The following is a 20328-nucleotide window of genomic DNA, read 5'->3' as shown; positions in this document are numbered from 1 at the left end:
TTTGTGAAATGTCCTAAGATGATGCTTTTGTGACCTTATCTGCACTTATTTATAGCATCAAATACAGCGTATAACTAAAGAATAATAATGAATTAATAAATATATCTGTAATATATAGGAGAGCGTTATATGAATGCTAAAGTCAATATTTCAAACCGAGCTGGCGCTAGCTTTCCTGTACGCCGAATGGACTTTGAGTTTGGTGAAGTGCCACGCTACTGGGCAAATGGTGATGCAGCTTTAACACATTTTATGACCGCACTCTCAGCCCTATTTCCAGAAGGCGAGCAATTCTTTGTCAATAGTACGCGTGCAGTAAGAAATGATCCTAAGTTAGCAGATCCTGCATTACAGAAAGAAATAAGTGCTTTTATTGGTCAAGAAGCGATGCATTCTAAAGAACATCTTGCATTTAATGCTTCAGCTCAAGCATACGGATATGATGTTCGTAAATTAGAAGCACAGACTGGTAAAGTGATTGATACGGCAGCGACTGTTATTTCAACTGTAATGAAACCATTTGGTTTTACCAAAGAAATGATCGGTTTAACAGGGACGTGTGCCTTGGAGCATTTTACCTCAACCATTGCGGAAGAATTACTGAGCAATCCTGATATTCAATCCATGTTCATGGATGAGACGATGTACCATTTATGGATGTGGCACGCCGTTGAGGAAAATGAGCATAAAGCTGTAGCTTTCGATGTTTATGAAGCCATGTATGGTCAGGGGCTTAAAGCATATTTTATGCGTTCTCTAGCTTTGGTTATTGCCATGGGGCTTATCTTTATCACGCAATCTTATTTCACAGCAACATTGCTTAAAACAGACGGCAAGCTGACATGGCGTGACACAAAATACATGTTGAAATTCATGTATGGCTATAAAGGTTTTATGACACGTCAAATACCTGCTTTATTGTCATTTTTAAGACCAAAATTTCATCCGAATGATGATGATACAACTGCATTATTAAATAAATGGCGTGCTGAGTTAGGCTTTAATCCGCATTAAAATGATGGGCAATTCAGATTGCCCACTTTTTTATTTATATTTTTACTTAAATTGTCGATAATCTGCCAAATGAGATTTTTGGAAGATATTCGAGTGATCAGATTAATGCAAGAAAATGACTTAGATCGTGTAACAGCAATTGAGCGTTTAGTGCAAACCCATCCTTGGTCGAAGCAGCAATTCCAAGAGTCTTTAGCTTCTTATCAATGTACCGTATATGAAGAGGCTGATCAGGTTGTAGGATTCTGTATTCTACAACCTGTTTTGGATGAAGCTAATTTATTGTTGATGGCGATCCACCCAAGTCAGCAGGGTAAAGGTCTTGGATACGAATTGTTAGATTATTCTATTAAACAATTAAAAAATGACCCGATTCAGATTTTTTTAGAAGTGCGTGAAAGTAATGCAGCGGCAATTCGTTTGTATGAAAAAACAGATTTTCATCAAATTGATTTGCGTAAAAATTATTATCCAAACCCCGATGGTTCAAGAGAGCATGCTGTAATTATGGTCAAAACATGCACTGATGATTTTGCAGCGTTATTTAATAATTAAATTATTCCATTCGGAAGGCAGAGTACTCATTAGTGAATTACCCAGTTGATGAATTTCATTTTCAGAAAGTGGACGGTTGAGTCTGCGCCATTGCCCATCGAGCAATAATTCAAGTGGTGTGTATTGCGATTTATAGTTCATTTTGGATGAATGTGGCACCCAATAACCTAAATAAAGATAATCGAGATTAAGCGTTTTGACATATTCAATTTGCTTGAGAATAGCGAATACACCTAAAGAGCGGCGTTGTTCATCTGGATCAAAAAATGTATAAACGGCTGACAGTCCGTCATCCATCAAATCACAAGTTGAAACAGCAATCAGTTTTTTATCTTCCCAAAGTTCGATAAAGAAGCTTTCTGTGCAGCTATGTACTAGAAATTTCTCAAATTGATCTAAACTTGCAGGATACATATCGCCATCTGAGTGGCGTTCATTAATATATCTTTCATATAAATCATAATGTTGTTGAGTCGCTTGTGAGGTTGGTAAGATACTCATTTGTAAATCTTGGTTGCGTTTCCAAGCCTTTTTTTGGCTGCTATTCATTTTAAATTCTTGAATAGGAACGCGGCAGGATAAACATTGCCGACATAAATGACATTCAGGGCGATAGACAAAATCACCGCTGCGACGAAAGCCGACACGAGAAAGTTCTGACAATGTCACCACATCAATGCGATGAATTGGATCTAAGAACACCATCCGAGCTGATTTGTTATCGAGATAACTACAGTCATGTGGCGGCGTGATGTAATACTGTAAGTCATTTAAAAGGGACTTGGGTTGGTATGATTTCATTAATCTGTCCCTCCAAGGTGTTAATCCATTAACCGTCTAATTTTGCAAAAACTGCTATTGTTTTACTTGAAAATACACGTTCTTGATAACTTTTCCAATTGATAGAGGGGGTGATAATTACATCTTGTAACGATTTTAAATATGTTTGGCGAGAAAGTGTACTCGCGCCTAGGCTTAAAAGATGTTCATTCACCAATTGGCAATCAATCCAAGGTAACTTATTTTCTTGACCAATTAACATTAATGTATAAAAAGCCATTTTTGATACGTCTGTTTTTATACTAAACATAGATTCACCAAAACAACCTGTACCTATGGTCACACCATATAATCCACCAACGAGTTTTTCTTGCTCCCATACTTCAACACTGTATGCATAACCCGCTTCAAATAGCGCACAATAACCTTGAATGATATCTTCACTAATCCATGTTTCATTGGCATAGTTCCGTGGCAAAGAGCATGCGCGAATGACATTTTCAAAAGCGTGATTTACGGTAATTTGATAGTCGTGTTTCTTCATGTTGCGTATTAAAGACTTACTTGGTTTGTAAGCTTGAGGCTCAATAATGCAGCGTGGTTCAGGACTCCACCAACAAATGGGTTCATCTTCATTAAACCAAGGGAACAAACCGTGAGTATAGGCTTCAAATAGAGTAGAAGGGGAAAGGTCTGCACCAATACAAATAAATCCATGACCTTCTGGATCGGCTTCGATCGGATTGGGAAAAATATATTGGGATGGAGGAAGTTGTTGCATAGTTGCTAAAGTGAATAAGAATTATTCTAAATTAACGCAACTAGAGTGCGTTGACAATATGTTCTAAATTGTCAACGCAATAGGATATGGAGATTAGTTCAAGTTGTCTAAATATTTCTCTGCATCTAATGCTGCCATACAGCCTGAACCCGCAGAAGTGATTGCTTGGCGATAGATACTATCTGCCACGTCACCAGCAGCAAAAACACCTTCAACTGAAGCCGCTGTTGCATTACCTGCTGTGCCACTATGCACTTGAATGTATCCATCTCTCAAGTTAAGTTGACCTTCAAACATACCTGTATTTGGCTTATGTCCAATCGCAACAAATAAACCCTGAACAGGAATGTCTTGAGTGCTTGAATCTTGAGTCGATTTAATACGAACCGATGTTACACCAGTTTTATCACCGAGCACTTCATCAACTTGATGGTTCCAAATGATACTGATTTTGCCTTCTTTTTCTTTAGCAAAAAGATGATCTTGCAAAATCTTCTCAGAACGCAAGCTATCACGACGGTGAACTAATGTTACATGCGCTGCAATGTTTGATAGGTAAAGTGCTTCTTCAACCGCAGTATTACCACCACCCACCACCATGACATTTTGGTTCTTATAGAAGAAACCATCACATGTTGCACAAGCGCTCACGCCTTGACCCATAAAGGCAGCTTCTGATTCAAGCCCTAAATATTGTGCTGTCGCACCTGTTGCAATAATAAGCGCATCACATGTGTACTCTTCCATATCGCCCTTTAAAACGAATGGACGAGTTTTAATATCGACTTCATTGATATGATCGTAGACAATTTCTGTACCGAAACGTTCAGCATGTGCTTGCATACGTTCCATGAGTACAGGACCAGTTAATCCTTCTGGGTCACCCGGCCAGTTATCAACTTCTGTGGTGGTTGTCAGTTGACCACCAAGTTGTAAACCAGCAATGAGTGTTGGTTTGAGGTTAGCTCGTGCCGCATACACTGCTGCGCTATAACCTGCAGGACCAGAACCCAAAATAATTAACCGTGAGTGACGAGCGCTCATTAAAGAACATCCTTTTTATATTGAAATTGCTGAAATTATACGTGAATCTACATCCGATTGGAGTAGATAATATTGATAAAGCTAATCGAATTGAGCTATATCATAAATAGGTTTACTGATATTTCATCAGTCTTTGCAATAGCTCTTTGATGTTAACAACAACAGTAAACAATCGTGCATCTTTTTTGTAAGAACGAGTGCATAATATAAAACTTATTGATTAAGGTCAGTTTAGCCTTAAAAAATACTAACGAATAACGAATTGGGTTACAGGACTGTATATGACTGCGGTGTCAAGTGTTTATGCACAACGCTTTTTAATGACATTATTTTTAATTTCTTTTGGCATTTATCTATTCCTTGCCACCGTCACCTATACGCCATTTGATCCTGGTTGGATGCATATTTCGAGTGATACGCAACAGGTTTCAAATGCAAGTGGCGTAGCAGGGGCGTGGATCGCTGATTTATTATTCGGCTTTCTTGGTTGGGCGAGTCTGCTGATTCCGTTATTTCTATTTCTAGAGGCGATTCAAGTTTGGTGGCCTCGAAGCTTTCTTAATCGTCCATTTCGTTATGCGGCACAATTTTTCTTAATCTTATGTATCTCTAGCTTGTTTTATTTACACTGGAATACACCTGCTGATACGTTGGAAAACGCTGCCGGTGGTATTATTGGTTTTGAGTTAGGGCAGAGCTTATCCCAAATCTTGACCATCTATGGTGCGACCTTATTTCTACTTGTATTTAGTATTCTATTATTCACTCTTGCATTTGGTATTCAATGGAACAAAACTTGGGAAACATTGAAACGTACGCCTGCTTATTTACAAGATTTATTTTATAAAAATATTCCTCAACATGAATCAGCTTATGATTTAACAGAACAGTTAACCGCAGATCAAACCCCAGCAATTAATAACAAAACACAACCAAAACAAGTGCTTGATTCTAATATTCAAGCCGAAAAAAATCTTGAAGTTGCAGGCGTGAATAGCCAAAAATTTAAACATGATGATTTGCATCATCAAGTCATGGCCGAAAAATTATTTGCTGATGTAGTGGCTAAAGAACAGAAAATAGTTCAGTCGCAAGAACAAGTTGCCTTTGAAGATTTTGAAGAAACTTTAGAAAAAGCGCATCAGATGGAGCAAGAGAGCCAACGCCTTGTTCAAACGGGTGAAGTATGGCGTGCGTTACAAAGAGATGATGCAAGCCACAAACAAGAAATTGACGCGCTATTAAGAGCAGCAGATGAGAACACTAATTCATCTAACCAGTATGCCCATAGCTCTCATACGGATTTAGGTACACAACATTCAGATCGTAGTCAATTAGATTGGAATGATGATCAAATTTTTGATGAGTTGCTTGCCGCTGTTCCAAATAGCAAAACAGCTACCGATTTACACACACCATTTACCCAAGAATCAGTTGAAGCAAAATCTCCTCCTGATCATACCGTTTTTGAAGCTGAAATAGAATCATTGGTAGCAAGTGATACGCACACTACCTATTCAGCAATGCCTGTATCAAGTCAAAATAAGTCGCAAGAAGAATTGAATAAAACACAAAGTAATCAATTTGATGATTTTAATGATCTTTTAATTGAAGATGAACCTGAAAATACGTTAGCAAAAACGACGAGTTATGCTCAATCTTCTGCATTTGTGAAAGCACCAATAGAGATTGATACAGCTAAAGAAAAATTATCGAAAGAAGCATTTATTGAAGCATGGCAGGAAACTGCGGGTAAATCAGAATTAGATATTGAAGATGATTTTGATTTAGACGCGCCATTATCAGATAAATTTGGTCGTCCAATGTCACGTTCGATGCAAGTTGCTGAAAAACGACGTGATCTACCAACCTTGCCAGGTTTGGAATTACTGGATAAAGTTGATCCGAATAAAAAGGTTAATTTTACTGCCGAGCAGTTAGCACGACTGTCAGAGTTGTTAGAAATTAAATTACAAGAATTTAATGTCAAGGCTCAAGTTGTAGAAGCTCAACCCGGACCTGTGGTTACTCGTTTTGAACTTGATCTGGCGCCAGGTGTGAAAGCATCTAAGGTGACTAATATTTCGCGTGATTTGGCGCGTTCAATGTCGATGGCTTCGGTTCGTGTGGTGGAGGTTATTCCAGGCAAACCTTATATTGGCATTGAGGTTCCAAACAGCACGCGTGAAATGGTGCGTTTGATTGAATTATTGATGATTCCTGCTTTTACCGATCCAAATAGCATTCTTTCTATGGCGATGGGTAAGGATATTTCAGGTAATCCAGTTATTGCTGATTTGGGTAAAGCACCACACATGTTGGTTGCGGGAACCACCGGTTCAGGTAAATCTGTTGCTGTAAACTCGATGATTTTATCGATGTTATTGAAATATACACCTGATCAATTACGTCTTATTTTAATCGATCCAAAACAGCTAGAATTAGCCAACTATAATGATATTCCACATTTATTAACGCCTGTCGTGACTGACATGAAAGATGCCGTAAGCGCATTAAATTGGTGTGTAAATGAAATGGAACGTCGTTATAAGTTGATGTCATTTCTGAAAATTCGTAAATTGAGCGACTATAATCGTAAAGTTGAAGAGGCGATCGCGAATGGTGAAGATCTCATTGATCCAACATGGAAAGCCAGTGATTCAGTTGTTGGTGAGCGCGCACCTCGTTTAACACCGTTGCCTTCAATTGTGATTGTTGCGGATGAGTTTGCTGACATGATTATGCAGGTCGGTAAGAAAGCTGAAGAAATGATTACGCGTCTCGCGCAAAAATCACGTGCAGCGGGTATTCATCTATTACTTGCAACTCAACGCCCTTCGGTTGATGTGATTACAGGTCTGATTAAGGCCAATATTCCAACCCGTGTAGCTTTACGTGTAAACAGCAAAATTGATTCACGAACCATTTTGGATGCAGGTGGAGCAGAGGACTTGCTCGGACATGGTGATATGTTATTCCTTGGACCAGGTAAAATTGAGCCTGAGCGTGTACATGGTGCGTTTATTAGTGATGATGAAGTAAACCGTATTTGTGATGCTTGGCGTGAGCGCGGTGAACCTGATTATGTTGATGAAATTTTAACTCCGTTTGATGAAGAACCAACATCACGTGGTTTTGAAGATGGTGATGGTGATCCGAACCGAGATGCCTTGTATGATCAATGTGTTTCATTTGTTTTAGAAACACGTAAGGCTTCGACCTCATCGCTACAACGTAAGTTTAGCTTGGGTTATAACCGCGCAGCTCGTATTATCGATCAGATGGAAGAGAATGGTATTGTAAGTGCCATGGGCGCAAATGGTAAGCGAGAGATTCTAGTTTAATCTAATCCATTAAAAATAAAGCCTCTACGAAAGAGGCTTTATTTTTGGGATACTTTTTTTATTTAACTAAGGCTAAGGCAAACATCTGCTTGGCATGCCTGTTGAGAGGATCATTTTACAGGCTTTTTATTAAGCAAATTTTGCTAAAACTTCTAAGAAACCATCTTTTTGACGAGGAAATTGAGCAATCACATCGTGAATACGTTGTCCTTCTGGATTCGTTGCGTTCAGGTTACGACCATCCGCTACAAACTTAGTCAGAAGGCGTTCATAGTCGAAAGGACGCATATGTTTGAATGCATGATAGAGTACATGAAAGTCAGCATTCACGTCTGCTGGTGGAAGTTGGTTGAGGTAGGCAAAAACACGCTCATCTGACCATTCTTCATTGAAAGTTGCTGGCTGTGATAATGCCATGACAATCTCCTCAGTCTTAAAATAATAAAGGCAAAGTACGAGACTGAATCATTAACAAAGCATCGCTTTGTTCAGTCGTAAGGTATTTTGCCTTTATTTACGAAAAATCGCTAATAGAAAAACTTCTATCGATCTTCAGGTAAATTGATATTCATTTCTAACATTTCGATGTTAGCTTCTGAACGAACCTGCATTTGGATGTGCTGTTCATCTACACCACGAACATAACGACTCACCACTTGCATGATCTCTTTTTTCATTTGATCAATTTTATCTTGGCTTAAACGACGACCAAGACCCTGTTCAGATGCAACAATAACTTTTAAGCGATCTTTGGCAGTTTGTGCACTTGATGGTTTCTCATCACTGCTAAAAAGTTTACTCCAGAATCCTGCCATAATTACGCTCCAAATAGTCTAGCTAACCAACCTTTTGGCTGTACTGCAATGTGTCGATAAGGACGATCTTCGCCAAGGAAACGAGCAACTAAGTCATCATAAGCTTGACCTGCTTTTGTTTCTTCATAAAGAATAACAGGCTTACCTTCGTTTGACGCTTGTAAAACACTTGGGCACTCAGGAATTACGCCTAATGTCGGCACACGTAAAATATCTTTTGAAATATCATCAATCGTCAACATTTCTTGCTTATCAGCACGTTCAGGATTGAAGCGTGTGATACATAAATGTTTACGGATACGACCTTCATTCTGCTCAACTTTTTTAGTCTTACTATCGAGCATACCAATAATACGGTCTGAGTCACGTACTGAAGAAATCTCTGGGTTTGTCACAATGATTGCTTCATCTGCATGATACATTGCTAAGATCGCGCCACGCTCAATACCAGCGGGTGAATCACAAATGATGTAATCGAACTCTTGTGCAAGCTCATCGATCACACGCGCAACACCTTCATCACTCAATGCATCTTTATCACGCGTTTGAGATGCAGGTAGAATGTATAGGTTTTCGATTTCTTTATCGCGGATGAGCGCTTGTTGTAGACGAGCTTCGTTGTTGATGACATTTACAAAGTCATAAACTACACGGCGTTCACAGCCCATGATCAAATCAAGATTACGTAAACCTACATCGAAATCAATCACAACAGTTTTATGACCACGCAGGGCTAAGCCTGTTGCAAAAGATGCGCTTGTTGTAGTTTTACCTACACCACCTTTGCCTGACGTTACGACAACAATTTTGGCCACCGAATCCACTCCTATTTATGGTCATACGCCCCTAAAAGGGCTTTTTTGGTGTTTAATGAGCTAAATTAAAACTGCAAGGCTTCAAATTCAAGTTCTTGCTTGTTATTTAAATAAATATGTACAGGTTTTTTGATCATATCTTTAGGAATATCATCTGCTACACAATATGTCCCTGCAATAGAGACTAGCTCTGCTTCTAATGAGTTACAAAAAATTCGTGCTGAACCATGTCCACCCGCACCAGCAATGACTCTACCACGAGCATTGCCATAGATGTGAATATTTCCTGATGCAATAACTTCAGATCCACTATTCATGCCAGCATTTAAAATAATGTCGCCTTGATCTTGCACTAAACATTGTCCAGTTCGCAAAATTTCATCATGATAAGAGGTGATATGCTTGGTAGATGTATTTTTTTGTGGTGTTTCTATTGCAGGATCAGTCGCTGCTTTTTCTACAGGATGCTCTACAACTTGCTCTTTCGATGCTTTAATTCTTTGTAATGGCTGGTCAGCAGGAAGAACTGGAAATTGAATTGCTCGTGCCTCATCACCCAATAGACCATCAATTACAGCCATAGGTTGTAAGCCAAGGTCTATTAATAATTGAATTAATGCAATCAGTTCTTGTTCAACGGTACTATCTAAAATGACCAGAGTTCCTAAATAAGAACCCTCATTGAGTGTATTAGTCAGTTGCTGTCGGATTGCATTATGGTCATTTGTGTCGAATGTGAGTCGACTAAAATTAACCATTCTGCCCGTAATCCGTATATCAGCCATAATTTATCCTTCAGGGCTTTTTAAGCGCTCTATTGTGTAAAGCATGATGTAAATAAAAGCAAATGCTAGAACAAATTACAGGAATTCTCTAGCTCGATTGTTAAATTTTCTTGTAATCATTCTGCTTTTTTATCCAATTGATCATATTCTTGCAAGGTTTGCTGCCATTGTTTTACTTTTACTTGTTTTCGGATTGCTTCAAGGCTTTCAAATACCACAGATTCAACCAGTTCTTCCAAATATTTATTATCAATATTAATCTCGCTGACTTTTTCAGCAATCAATTGATAGTTCTGATTTGGAGCATTTGGTGAACCTTCTGTAAATGGTTCAATTAAACCTGCACTAATATTTTCACCTAAGCGTTGGCCAATACTTTGAATTTGTTGTTCGATTCGTCCGCCCACAATCGGAATCAGACGCAGTAATTGGGTCAGTTCAGGGGTGTCTTCAATCGCTTGATTAACAATCACGCCTACTTTTTGCGTAATGAAAGGCTGTTGTTGTTGTAATGTTCGTGCTAAAGATTCTTGCAATAAAGATGAAAGCGTAACAGTAAATAATTGACGATGATGATCAACTAAATCATGAATAATTTTTTTATGGCTTGAACTGGTTTCTAGCTCTTGTCGAACGCCATCAATCACACTAATTACAACACGATCCGATAGCTCTTCCATGACTACACGATAATAAAACAGGGCTTTCAGTCGAATATTATCGGGTACTACTTTATAACCCAACTCATAAAGTCGATACGCAATCACACCTGCACGGAATAAACGTAAGAAACGTAAATGAGGAATAATCGCGAGTATTTCATACCAATGAATAAATGGGAAAAACCACCAGCGTGTATGGTGTTTATTCGCGATAGAGATACCCCAACGCACAAAAAGCTCAACAATCAAAAAAATAATAAACCAAGCTTCAGTAATAATGACCCACGGATGTAAATGAGTACGGTAAAATTCGAGCACCATTGGAAGTTGAATGGTGTCGAAAAACCACTGACCGATATTACTCATCAGAAAGAAGTTCATGCCTAAGCAGAACAAATTGAAAACAATAATAAACACCATGAAAATATCGTAAATGAGGAACAGCTTGAAGAACTTACTGTTCGGATCCATTCGATGATGTTTAGCGTGTTGTTCAGAGTCCTGCTGAGTCATTTTTACTCAATCCCTTATGAGATTATTGATTATATTTAGATTTCATTTGCGTAATCAATTGGTCTTTTTCAGTCCAAATCTGATCGACCCATTTTTGAAAGCGCTCACGATAAATTGGGTCGTCTTCATACTCACCACCGAGTACCCAGTCTGGAATATCAATTTTACGCAAATCGACTGCAATTTGTGAAACGTCACCTAACCAGAAGTCCCCATAGTCAGGAGCACCCTCAGGATAAACAATAGTCATATCCACTAGAGCATCAATTTTATCGCCTAGAATATTTAAAGCTAGGGCTAGACCCCCAGCTTTAGGCTTCAAAAGGTTTTTATAAGGTGATTGTTGTTGAGCATGTTTTTCTGGAGTAAACCGAGTACCTTCTAAATAATTTAATAAGGTAAAAGGTTGACTGAGTAATTGCTCACAAGATTTTCGAGCTTCGAGCATATCTCGTGACTTTAACTCTGGATTTTTAGCAATTTGTTCTTTGGTATGGCGTTTCATCATTGGAAAACCCAAAATTTTAAACGCCTGACCTACAAATGGTATAAAAATTAGTTCCCACTTGGTAAAGAAACGGGTAAGTGGCATGCGGGTTAAACCAAAATACTGATTAACAGTTGTATCCACCCAGCTTTGATGATTACACATCATCAAATAGCGACCTTGTAAATTTAGATCAAGTTGTTCATCAATGCTGATATCCCATTTTAGATTAGGAAGCACTTTTTCTATCAGTTGATTATTGATGCCAATCCAGCTATTCGCCAATTGAATATTGGTTTCATCTACTTTTTTTGATTTTTTAAAAAATTTGGTAAATCCCAGTGCAAGAACAGGTGGGCCATGGAAAAAAGTACTTCCAGTAATGACAGAGCCAACGGTGAGACCTTTACTGACTTTTTGCAATAAGGATGCTTTTTTATTTGCGGTAGACATATATCGAACCTTGGATGCAGATATTAGAAAAAAGTATCCCAACTATAAACAACAGATATTGAAATACAACTGTATAATTAAGGATGTTCACATTATTTATATATATCAGCAATTTTAGATACATTTTTTAGAATTTTGCTGATTTTTCATCCAAAGAATAGAAATTAAAAAACATAAAAATAAAGTGTGATGAAATTCAATTTATTTTTATAAAGTGCAAAAAATATCAACAATGAAGAAAATGTGATGATTCATACAAGTAAAATGCATCAAAATATTACAAAAAGATAAATAAACTGTTTATTATTAACAAAAAATCAATGGTCTAGCTTAATTTTCTCATTCATTATTTATGCAGACAACAAAATACATAGACAGGAGCTACGCAATGCGTGCATTAGTAATTTCAACACTCGTAGGGGCAGGATTAGTACTTTCAGGTTGCCAAACTACAGGTAATAATATCGGCGGCGTGGAATACGACAAATCTGCTTTAGGCGCATTAATTGGTGCTGCAGCAGGTTACGGTATCTCTAAAGGTAATGCTAACTCATCTTCACAAAATAACCGTGCAGCTGCAATTGGTGCGATTTTAGGTGCTGGTGGTGGTTTGTACCTTGACAATAAAGAGAAAAAATTACGCGCACAAATGGCTGGTACAGGTGTAGAAGTTGGTCGTAATCCAGATGGTTCGGTTCAATTAATCATGCCAGGTAGCATCACATTTGATACGAACAAATCAAATATTAAACCTAATTTCTACGGTACTTTGAATAAAGTAGCTCAGACATTAGCGGAAGATAATAAGAGTGCGATTTTAGTTACTGGTTATACTGATAACACAGGTAATGACACGATCAACCTTCCGTTATCTCAAGCGCGTGCACAATCAGTTAAAAACTACTTGGCTAGCCAAGGTGTTTCTGGCAACCGTATTGATGCACAAGGTTTAGGTTCTTCAAACCCAATCGCTTCAAATGCAACTGCGGCTGGTAAAGAACAAAACCGTCGTGTTGAAATCAGCATTTATGCTAAACAGTAATTATTACTGATTTCTAAAAAACCACCTTCGGGTGGTTTTTTTATTGCATGTAAATTGTTGCGACAAGCTATGGCGTACAATTTAAATTAAGACATCATAATTTATACATATCCTAAGATTTACTATTGGGATTATGAAACTGAGATGTCTATAATCATGCTCGGAAACGTGAGAGGTATTACGACGATGTCATCTGCCAGTCAACTTAATGACAAGCAACAAGAAGCCATGAAGTATGTTCAAGGACCATTGTTGGTGCTTGCAGGTGCAGGTTCAGGTAAAACTTCAGTGATTACACGCAAGGTTGCTTTTTTAGTTCAGCAATGTGGAATCCCAGCTCATCGTATTACTGCAATGACGTTTACCAATAAAGCAGCACGTGAGATGAAAGAACGTGTAGGTAAATTATTGTCTCGTGAAGAAGCTAAAGGTCTTTCTGTTTCGACGTTCCATACCTTTGGTCTGAATTTATTACGTTTAGAATTAAAAAATCTTCCGCTAAAAGCCAACTTTTCAATTTTAGATGCCGATGATTGCAAACGCATCCTGATGGATTTAATGCAACGTGATAATTTATCAGGTGCTGAGAGTAAAGAACTTATCGCAAAAGCGATGAAGAAAATTTCTGATTGGAAAAATGATCTCGTTTTACCTGAGCAAGCACATTCGACTTGTGAAACGGTTGATGATGTTCAATTGGCTCATTTATATCAACTCTATGAACGTAATTTACGCGCTTATAATGCCGTTGATTTCGATGATTTGATTGTAATGCCGACTCGCTTACTTCAAGAAAATGCTGAAGTCCGAGATAAATGGCAAAATCGTGTCCGTTATTTATTGGTAGATGAATATCAAGATACCAATACTGCCCAATATACGCTCGTTAAACTCCTCGTGGGAGTGATGGGGCAGTTCACCGCAGTAGGTGATGATGACCAATCGATTTATGCGTGGCGTGGTGCAAAACCTGAGAATATGGCTTTGCTTAAAGAGGACTTTCATAATTTAAAAGTGATTAAGCTTGAACAGAACTATCGTTCAACCAGTCGTATTCTAAAAGCAGCAAATGCTGTGATTGAAAACAATCCGCATATTTTTGATAAAAAATTGTGGAGTGATAAAGGGCATGGCGAAAATATCCGTGTGATCACATGTTTGAATGATGATGATGAAGCGGAACGTGTGGTTAAAGATCTGATCACGCATAAATTGATGAATGGTAAAAATTGGAAAGACTATGCGATTTTGTATCGTGGTAATTTCCAAGCACGGGTATTAGAAACACAACTGCGTCAAATGCAAATCCCATATAAATTATCAGGTGGGCAATCGTTCTTTGCGAGATCTGAGATTAAAGATGTAATGAGCTATTTACGCCTCATTATTAACCCAGAAGATGACAGTGCTTTCTTACGTATTATCAATACACCAAAACGTGCGATTGGACCTGTGACATTAGAAAAACTGGGTTTATTTGCACAAGAAAATACCTTGTCATTACTTACAGCTTCTTCAGATCAACGCTTATCGATGGTATTACCTAAGAAAGCTGCGACGCAATTACATGAGTTTGCTGACTTTATTGCAACATTTACCCGTGAATTGTTAGATGATGATGAGCCTGTACCTAAAGTCCGCCAAATGATCAATGAGGCAGGCTATATAGATTATGTTCGTGAACAAGCTGCAACACCTGCACAAGAAAAAACCAAAATCGATAATATTGAAAGTCTGTACACAAGTATTCAAAACTTGATTAATCGTACAGATGATGTCGATGAAAAAAATATTGAAAGTGTAATTCGTAAACTGGTTTTGCTAGATATGTTGGAGCAACAGCAAGAAGAAGAAGATACCGATAAAGTCAATCTATTAACGCTACATGCGGCAAAGGGCTTGGAATTTCCTTATGTGTATATGATTGGCTTAGAAGAAGAGCTATTACCACATAAGAACTCGATTGCCTCAGAAACCATCGAAGAAGAACGCCGTTTGATGTATGTAGGCATTACGCGTGCTCGCCAAGGTTTAACCTTGACGCTTGCTGAGCAACGTAAGAATGGCGGTCAAATGCGTCAAATGACACCAAGTCGCTTTTTAGATGAATTACCGCAAGATGATTTAGAGTGGCATGGTCGTAAAAAGAAACTGGCACCAAATGTTGATCCTAAAGAACAGGCTCAACAGTATCTTGCAAATTTAAAAGCATTATTGAAACGTTAAGAAATAGTAAGTAGGAAGTTGTAATGAAAGTCCAAGTAAAAGTATTAGATGCACGTTTAGGTCAGGAGTGGGATTTGCCTACTTATGCGACCACTGGCTCGGCAGGTTTAGATTTACGTGCATGTTTAGATGAGGCAATTGAAATTGCAGCGGGTGAGACTGTATTAGTCAAAACTGGTTTAGCGATCTATATCGAAGATCCAAATTTTGCAGGTTTAATTTTACCGCGTTCTGGTTTAGGTCATAAACACGGTATTGTATTAGGCAACTTGGTTGGATTAATCGATTCAGATTACCAAGGTGAGTTAATGGTGTCCGTATGGAACCGTGGACAGAATACATTCCGCTTAGAACCAGGCGAGCGTTTAGCGCAATATGTATTGGTACCTGTTGTACAAGCACAGTTTGAACAAGTGAACGAATTTGTTGCCACTGAGCGTGGAGCTGGTGGTTTTGGTCATACAGGTCAACAATAATTTGCTATATTTATCACTTTAAATGCAATGTTTTGCTGAAAAGCATTGCATTTTTCATATTGATTGTTTCATTAATTTATATTAAAAAGCAGCAGATGAATTATTTTAATTTTTCTGAACAAGGGTTACTTAATTTCTTAATAGTATTTTATTTTTTGGATTAGCATTTCAATTATAAAAAATAGGGGCTAGCTGTGAATATAAAGCATACATTTCCTCTGAATATTTTTCGTGCTTATGATATCCGTGGACAACTGAGCAATTTAACACCAGATGTGATTCATTCAATCGCGTACGCTTTAGTTGCGCAATATAAAGATGCTCACCAGAATCGTATTATTATTGGTTATGATGCTCGTTTAACTAGCCCTTATTACGCAGCAATTATTCAACATATATTTCAACAACAGGGTTTTGAAGTAACCAATATTGGCTGTTGTTCTTCGCCCATGATGTATTACATTGCGCGTGATTTTGACGGCAATGGCATTATGATAACAGCAAGCCATAATCCTAAATCTGATAATGGTATTAAGTGGATTTTAAATGGAGAGCCTCCAAGTCCCGAAGTGATACAAAAGATCGGATTATTAGCTGAAAGCTCTATCGGGCATATTCTGCCTAATTATAATTTAGAGCAATCACATAAAATAGTTCCTCAATATTGCTTGCAATATCAACAATCGTTAATCAGTGATATTCGATTATCTAGGCCATTAAAAGTTGTGTTAGATGGATTACATGGTTCGGCTGGACGTTGTGCGAAATTGGTCCTTGAGAAGCTAGGTTGTGAAGTGATCGCTATTCGCTGTGAAGCAAATGGACATTTTCCTGATCATGCTCCAGATCCGTCTCATGCTGAGCATTTAACACAATTACAAGCTTCAATCATTTCTGAACGAGCGGATCTAGGCATTGCTTTAGATGGTGATGGTGATCGAGTGGTACTTATTGATGAACATGCACATATCATTAGCCCAGATCGCTTAATTTCATTATTTGCTGAAATATGTTTAAAGCAACATCCTCATAAGCAAATCGTTTTTGATGTGAAATGCTCAAAAATGGTCGAAGATACTGTTCAGCATTTGAATGGTCAAGCCAAGATGATTCGTACGGGCAGCAGTTTTTTACGGGCTTATTTATCACAGTCGCATGGTGAAGCTGTGTTTGGTGGTGAATATGCTGGTCATTATGTATTTAATGATGGTCGTGGATTTGGATATGACGACGGTTTGTATGCCGCATTACGTGTGATGGAATATTTAACTCAATCAAACGTAAAATGTTTATCCCAATTATTAGAAATTTATCCTGAACGATATTGTACAGAAGATACTTATATTAGTACGCATACTGTCAACCCGAAACAGGTTTTGCTTGATATTGAAATCTTGAGCCAACATTTAGGTGCTCGTATTAGTAAAATAGATGGTGTAAGACTTGATTTTGATGATGGTTTTGGCATTATTCGAGCATCCAATACGGGTGAATACTTCACATTTCGTTTTGATGCGGATAACCTCAATCGTTTAGATGAAATTCGCCAAAATTTTGTTTCTATGTTGCAGGATCAATATCCTAAAATTGCATTAGAACTCGCACAAGCTTAGTAAGGAGAAGCATATGCCACATGAGCATATCGGCATTGATAAAGCAAAAATTTTGATTGAAGCTTTGCCGTATATCCAACGTTTTGCAGGTAAGACGTTGGTTGTAAAATATGGTGGTAATGCAATGACTGATCCTGAGTTAGAAAGTTCATTTGCTCGAGACATCGTTTTATTAAAAACTGTGGGATTAAATCCAATTGTAGTGCATGGCGGTGGGCCACAAGTTGATTCATTACTAAAACGCCTAGGACAAGAATCAGATCGTATTGATGGCATGCGAGTCACTGATCAAGCAACCATGGAAGTGGTTGAAATGGTTTTAGGTGGTAGTGTAAATAAATCGATTGTAAATCTAATCAATCAACATGGTGGTCGTGCGATTGGTTTAACAGGGAAGGATGGTAATTTATTGCGTGCGCGTAAATTACTCATGGAAAAACAGGAAGCTGATGGCTCAATTTCTCAAATTGATTTGGGTATGGTCGGTGAAGTCACTGGCGTTAAAACAGACGTTCTAGAAATGTTTACGCAAGGTGATTTTATTCCAGTGATTGCGCCTTTAGGTGTTGATGAAGAAGGCAATACTTATAATATCAATGCAGATCTCGTTGCTGGTAAAGTCGCTGAAGCATTGGGTGCTGAGAAGCTCATCTTATTGACGAATATTACAGGCGTATTAGACGAAAATAAAAATTTACTGACTGGATTAAGTACGCAAGAAGTTGATCGCTTGATTGAAACAGGTGTGATTTATGGTGGCATGATTCCTAAAGTGGGTTGTGCGTTGGATGCAGTCAAAGGTGGTGTGATCAGTGCGCATATCGTCGATGGTCGCGTACCACATGCAACTTTATTGGAAATTTTCACCGATCATGGTGTAGGTACTTTAATTACCAATCGCGCTAAGCATTAAAATTCTAAGATTTAAAAAAGACCTCATGTAGGTCTTTTTTTTCGTCATGATCTGTTCATGTTATAGTCATTTCAATGTCATTTAATCGATTTAAGGTAACTCTAGACATAAGGAGCTTTCATTATGCTAGAAAAATTAAATCATTATCGTCACACATTGACGTCACCTTTACGTACAAAGCCTACGCAAAATCAATTTCGTTTTGAATGGGTAGACAATTTAAAAGAATTACAAGAAGTACAAAGATTTAGAGCAAATCAATTTTCTCATCAATTTGGCATGACGTTTGAAGATGGGCTTGATCAAGATCTCTATGATTTTGGTTGTGAACATGCAGTTTTACGTGAGAAATGGACGGGTGAAATCGTTGCCTATACACGATTAAAGTTATTTCAAGGTCATGAAATTGGACAAAGTTATAGCGCTAAAGAGTTTGAAGTTGTTCCAAGCCTGTCAAATTTGCCAAGTATTTTAGAAATAGGCCGTACTTGTGTACATCCAAAATTCCGCTCTGGTAAAGCTTTATCGATGTTATGGTTAAATCTAGCGCCAAAGGTACTTTGGTCAATGCGCGCTAAATATTTGATGGGCTGTGTCAGTATTCATTTAGAAGATAACTTGGCGCGTACATATTATACACACCGTCAAATACAACAATTATCAGATCAACACACTATCGATATTCGCTCTAAACGTGCTTTTGAACCTGAACGTCCTGATTATAGTTTTCCTCAAGATGAACGCATGCCAAAGCTCTTCAAAACCTATCTAGGTATGCAGTCTAAGTTATCAAAACAAGCATTTTATGATGAAGAATTTAAATGTTTAGATTATTTTGTTTTCTTGGAAGTGAATAAAATCGCGACATCTTTTGTTTTCAATAAAATGGCACAAAGGTAGTGATTTATCATTCTTAATCCAATAGTGAGCACATATTCAGATTTACAAGCAGTCTGAACCTCATGCACAATAGGCAAAGATGTCAGCAAGTTAAAAAGATATGTGCCAACTATTAGGAATGAATTGCGCTACGCCAACAGATATTACTTTTTCGTTTCGTGGTTTTTCCCAACGAGCTGGTGTTACGTCTGATCATTGTGATGGCTTTGGCATCGCATTCTTTGAAGACAAAGCTTGTCGTTTATTTGTTGATAATCAATCCGCAGTAGAATCTCCAATTGCCGATTTAGTTCGAAATTATCCAATTAAATCTCGAAATGTAATTGCGCATATTCGTAAAGCAACTCAGGGTAAAATTACTCTCGAAAATTCACATCCATTTTTACGAGAATTATGGGGTAGACATTGGATATTTGCCCACAATGGTGATTTGCATAATTTTAATCCGAGGTTGAGTGGGCGATTTGAACCTGTGGGTAATACGGATAGTGAACGTGCTTTTTGTTATTTGCTCGATCAAATGGTTGAAGAATTTGGCTATACCGAGCCGTGTATTGAAAAGATTTTTTCACTTTTAGAGAAGATTTCTCCTGAAATTGCCGAGCATGGTACTTTTAATTTCTGTTTATCAAACGGGAAAGCACTTTTTAGCTACGCGACCACTAAATTACATTGGTTAGTACGGGAATATCCTTTTCAGAATGCACACCTAATTGATTTAGATGTAGAAGTTGATTTTAGTGAGGTTACAACGCCAGAAGATCGTGTGGCGGTGATCACAACTGAACCATTGACTCACAATGAAAATTGGGCGGCTTATCAAGCTGGTGAAATGATTTTATTCCAAGATGGGCGACCTATTAAGCATGCATTAACTCGAGTTGAACGACTTATTCGAGAAAAAGAAAATCCTGAATTAAAACGGATTACGAAAGCTGATCAATATTAATGAATCTTTAATTTAAATATTATTAAATCTGTACTTGATTGTAATGTTTAAGTTAACTATTTTTTCTATATTTCAATAAAATTAAAGAGATATTTTTTCTCACTGGTTAAAAAATACTTGAGTATTTTGATTGGTTAAATTATTAAAATAAATATAAAACA

General features: G+C 37.7%; 19 protein-coding genes. 10 read left to right on the top strand and 9 right to left on the bottom strand.

Annotated elements, in window-relative coordinates; translation table 11 throughout:
* Positions 1–129: 129 nt before the first annotated feature.
* Together NGC85_RS12490 and rimI are read left to right on the top strand one after the other, a co-directional pair.
* Positions 130–1014, top strand: coding sequence for a metal-dependent hydrolase (locus NGC85_RS12490; protein ID WP_254731589.1), 885 nt, complete (start codon positions 130–132; stop codon positions 1012–1014).
* A 93-nt stretch (positions 1015–1107) separates the two neighbouring features.
* Complete coding sequence (gene rimI / locus NGC85_RS12485) at positions 1108–1569, top strand: ribosomal protein S18-alanine N-acetyltransferase (protein ID WP_254731587.1); 462 nt, start codon at positions 1108–1110, stop codon at positions 1567–1569.
* Here the strand turns inward: rimI and NGC85_RS12480 are convergent.
* The 3 genes from NGC85_RS12480 to trxB form a co-directional block, all read right to left on the bottom strand.
* On the bottom strand, positions 1555–2370 hold the full coding sequence (locus tag NGC85_RS12480; protein ID WP_005056506.1) for an arginyltransferase: 816 nt from the start codon (positions 2368–2370) through the stop codon (positions 1555–1557). The genes rimI and NGC85_RS12480 overlap by 15 nt on opposite strands.
* A gap of 28 nt (positions 2371–2398) precedes the next feature.
* Complete coding sequence (aat, locus tag NGC85_RS12475; RefSeq protein ID WP_254731585.1) at positions 2399–3130, bottom strand: leucyl/phenylalanyl-tRNA--protein transferase; 732 nt, start codon at positions 3128–3130, stop codon at positions 2399–2401.
* Positions 3131–3223: 93 nt separating this feature from the next.
* Positions 3224–4174, bottom strand: a complete 951-nt coding sequence (gene trxB / locus NGC85_RS12470) for a thioredoxin-disulfide reductase (RefSeq protein WP_005056500.1) — start codon at positions 4172–4174, stop codon at positions 3224–3226.
* 281 nt (positions 4175–4455) lie between these two features.
* Here trxB and NGC85_RS12465 point away from each other — a divergent pair, with 281 nt between their 5' ends.
* Positions 4456–7518 (top strand): DNA translocase FtsK, encoded by a 3063-nt coding sequence (locus NGC85_RS12465; protein WP_254731583.1) that lies wholly within the window; start codon positions 4456–4458, stop codon positions 7516–7518.
* Between the two features lie 129 nt (positions 7519–7647).
* On the opposite strand, the gene NGC85_RS12460 is transcribed toward NGC85_RS12465, so the two are convergent.
* The 6 genes from NGC85_RS12460 to NGC85_RS12435 all read right to left on the bottom strand — a co-directional run bounded on the left by NGC85_RS12460 (position 7648) and on the right by NGC85_RS12435 (position 12048).
* A complete protein-coding gene (locus NGC85_RS12460) occupies positions 7648–7935 on the bottom strand; it encodes a PA4642 family protein (RefSeq protein WP_005056496.1) in 288 nt (95 codons plus the stop codon).
* Positions 7936–8060: 125 nt separating this feature from the next.
* Entirely contained in the window at positions 8061–8333 is a 273-nt protein-coding gene (minE, locus tag NGC85_RS12455) for a cell division topological specificity factor MinE (RefSeq protein WP_004663449.1), read from the bottom strand.
* Positions 8334–8335: 2 nt separating this feature from the next.
* The gene (minD, locus tag NGC85_RS12450) at positions 8336–9148 is read right to left on the bottom strand and encodes a septum site-determining protein MinD (protein WP_005056494.1); all 813 of its coding nucleotides are present in this window, start codon (positions 9146–9148) and stop codon (positions 8336–8338) included.
* A 65-nt stretch (positions 9149–9213) separates the two neighbouring features.
* Complete coding sequence (minC, locus tag NGC85_RS12445) at positions 9214–9933, bottom strand: septum site-determining protein MinC (RefSeq protein WP_005056493.1); 720 nt, start codon at positions 9931–9933, stop codon at positions 9214–9216.
* A gap of 116 nt (positions 9934–10049) precedes the next feature.
* Entirely contained in the window at positions 10050–11108 is a 1059-nt protein-coding gene (locus NGC85_RS12440) for a preprotein translocase subunit SecA (protein ID WP_169109978.1), read from the bottom strand.
* 22 nt (positions 11109–11130) lie between these two features.
* Positions 11131–12048 (bottom strand): acyltransferase, encoded by a 918-nt coding sequence (locus NGC85_RS12435; RefSeq protein WP_005057454.1) that lies wholly within the window; start codon positions 12046–12048, stop codon positions 11131–11133.
* A gap of 388 nt (positions 12049–12436) precedes the next feature.
* On the opposite strand from NGC85_RS12435, the gene NGC85_RS12430 reads away from it, so the two are divergent.
* From NGC85_RS12430 to NGC85_RS12400, 7 genes are all read left to right on the top strand, one after another.
* The gene (locus NGC85_RS12430) at positions 12437–13090 is read left to right on the top strand and encodes an OmpA family protein (protein ID WP_005056486.1); all 654 of its coding nucleotides are present in this window, start codon (positions 12437–12439) and stop codon (positions 13088–13090) included.
* 186 nt (positions 13091–13276) lie between these two features.
* Positions 13277–15316 carry a DNA helicase Rep gene (gene rep / locus NGC85_RS12425; RefSeq protein ID WP_005056484.1) on the top strand — a complete coding sequence of 680 codons (2040 nt, stop codon included), beginning with the start codon at positions 13277–13279 and terminating at the stop codon, positions 15314–15316.
* Positions 15317–15339: 23 nt separating this feature from the next.
* Entirely contained in the window at positions 15340–15792 is a 453-nt protein-coding gene (gene dut, locus NGC85_RS12420; protein WP_005057452.1) for a dUTP diphosphatase, read from the top strand.
* A 194-nt stretch (positions 15793–15986) separates the two neighbouring features.
* Positions 15987–17405: a phosphomannomutase/phosphoglucomutase gene (locus NGC85_RS12415; protein ID WP_254731581.1), complete on the top strand. Its 1419-nt coding sequence runs from the start codon at positions 15987–15989 to the stop codon at positions 17403–17405.
* 13 nt (positions 17406–17418) lie between these two features.
* Entirely contained in the window at positions 17419–18318 is a 900-nt protein-coding gene (gene argB, locus NGC85_RS12410; RefSeq protein ID WP_005056478.1) for an acetylglutamate kinase, read from the top strand.
* A gap of 123 nt (positions 18319–18441) precedes the next feature.
* Positions 18442–19218, top strand: coding sequence for a GNAT family N-acetyltransferase (locus NGC85_RS12405; protein WP_254731579.1), 777 nt, complete (start codon positions 18442–18444; stop codon positions 19216–19218).
* A gap of 100 nt (positions 19219–19318) precedes the next feature.
* Positions 19319–20167: a class II glutamine amidotransferase gene (locus NGC85_RS12400; RefSeq protein WP_254731577.1), complete on the top strand. Its 849-nt coding sequence runs from the start codon at positions 19319–19321 to the stop codon at positions 20165–20167.
* Positions 20168–20328 lie beyond the last annotated feature (161 nt).

Source organism: Acinetobacter sp. Z1 (genome assembly GCF_024296945.1).
Classification (GTDB): domain Bacteria; phylum Pseudomonadota; class Gammaproteobacteria; order Pseudomonadales; family Moraxellaceae; genus Acinetobacter; species Acinetobacter beijerinckii.
This window is presented reverse-complemented; position numbering and strand designations above follow the sequence as displayed.

Bases quoted from the DNA above. Each gene is read 5' to 3' on its own strand.
- NGC85_RS12490 (WP_254731589.1), top strand. From the start codon at position 130: ATGAATGCTAAAGTCAATATTTCAAACCGAGCTGGCGCTAGCTTTCCT.
- NGC85_RS12480 (WP_005056506.1), bottom strand. From the start codon at position 2,370: ATGAAATCATACCAACCCAAGTCCCTTTTAAATGACTTACAGTATTAC.
- aat (WP_254731585.1), bottom strand. From the start codon at position 3,130: ATGCAACAACTTCCTCCATCCCAATATATTTTTCCCAATCCGATCGAA.
- trxB (WP_005056500.1), bottom strand. From the start codon at position 4,174: ATGAGCGCTCGTCACTCACGGTTAATTATTTTGGGTTCTGGTCCTGCA.
- NGC85_RS12465 (WP_254731583.1), top strand. From the start codon at position 4,456: ATGACTGCGGTGTCAAGTGTTTATGCACAACGCTTTTTAATGACATTA.
- NGC85_RS12460 (WP_005056496.1), bottom strand. From the start codon at position 7,935: ATGGCATTATCACAGCCAGCAACTTTCAATGAAGAATGGTCAGATGAG.
- minE (WP_004663449.1), bottom strand. From the start codon at position 8,333: ATGGCAGGATTCTGGAGTAAACTTTTTAGCAGTGATGAGAAACCATCA.
- minC (WP_005056493.1), bottom strand. From the start codon at position 9,933: ATGGCTGATATACGGATTACGGGCAGAATGGTTAATTTTAGTCGACTC.
- NGC85_RS12440 (WP_169109978.1), bottom strand. From the start codon at position 11,108: ATGACTCAGCAGGACTCTGAACAACACGCTAAACATCATCGAATGGAT.
- NGC85_RS12435 (WP_005057454.1), bottom strand. From the start codon at position 12,048: ATGTCTACCGCAAATAAAAAAGCATCCTTATTGCAAAAAGTCAGTAAA.
- NGC85_RS12430 (WP_005056486.1), top strand. From the start codon at position 12,437: ATGCGTGCATTAGTAATTTCAACACTCGTAGGGGCAGGATTAGTACTT.
- rep (WP_005056484.1), top strand. From the start codon at position 13,277: ATGTCATCTGCCAGTCAACTTAATGACAAGCAACAAGAAGCCATGAAG.
- dut (WP_005057452.1), top strand. From the start codon at position 15,340: ATGAAAGTCCAAGTAAAAGTATTAGATGCACGTTTAGGTCAGGAGTGG.
- argB (WP_005056478.1), top strand. From the start codon at position 17,419: ATGCCACATGAGCATATCGGCATTGATAAAGCAAAAATTTTGATTGAA.
- NGC85_RS12405 (WP_254731579.1), top strand. From the start codon at position 18,442: ATGCTAGAAAAATTAAATCATTATCGTCACACATTGACGTCACCTTTA.
- NGC85_RS12400 (WP_254731577.1), top strand. From the start codon at position 19,319: ATGTGCCAACTATTAGGAATGAATTGCGCTACGCCAACAGATATTACT.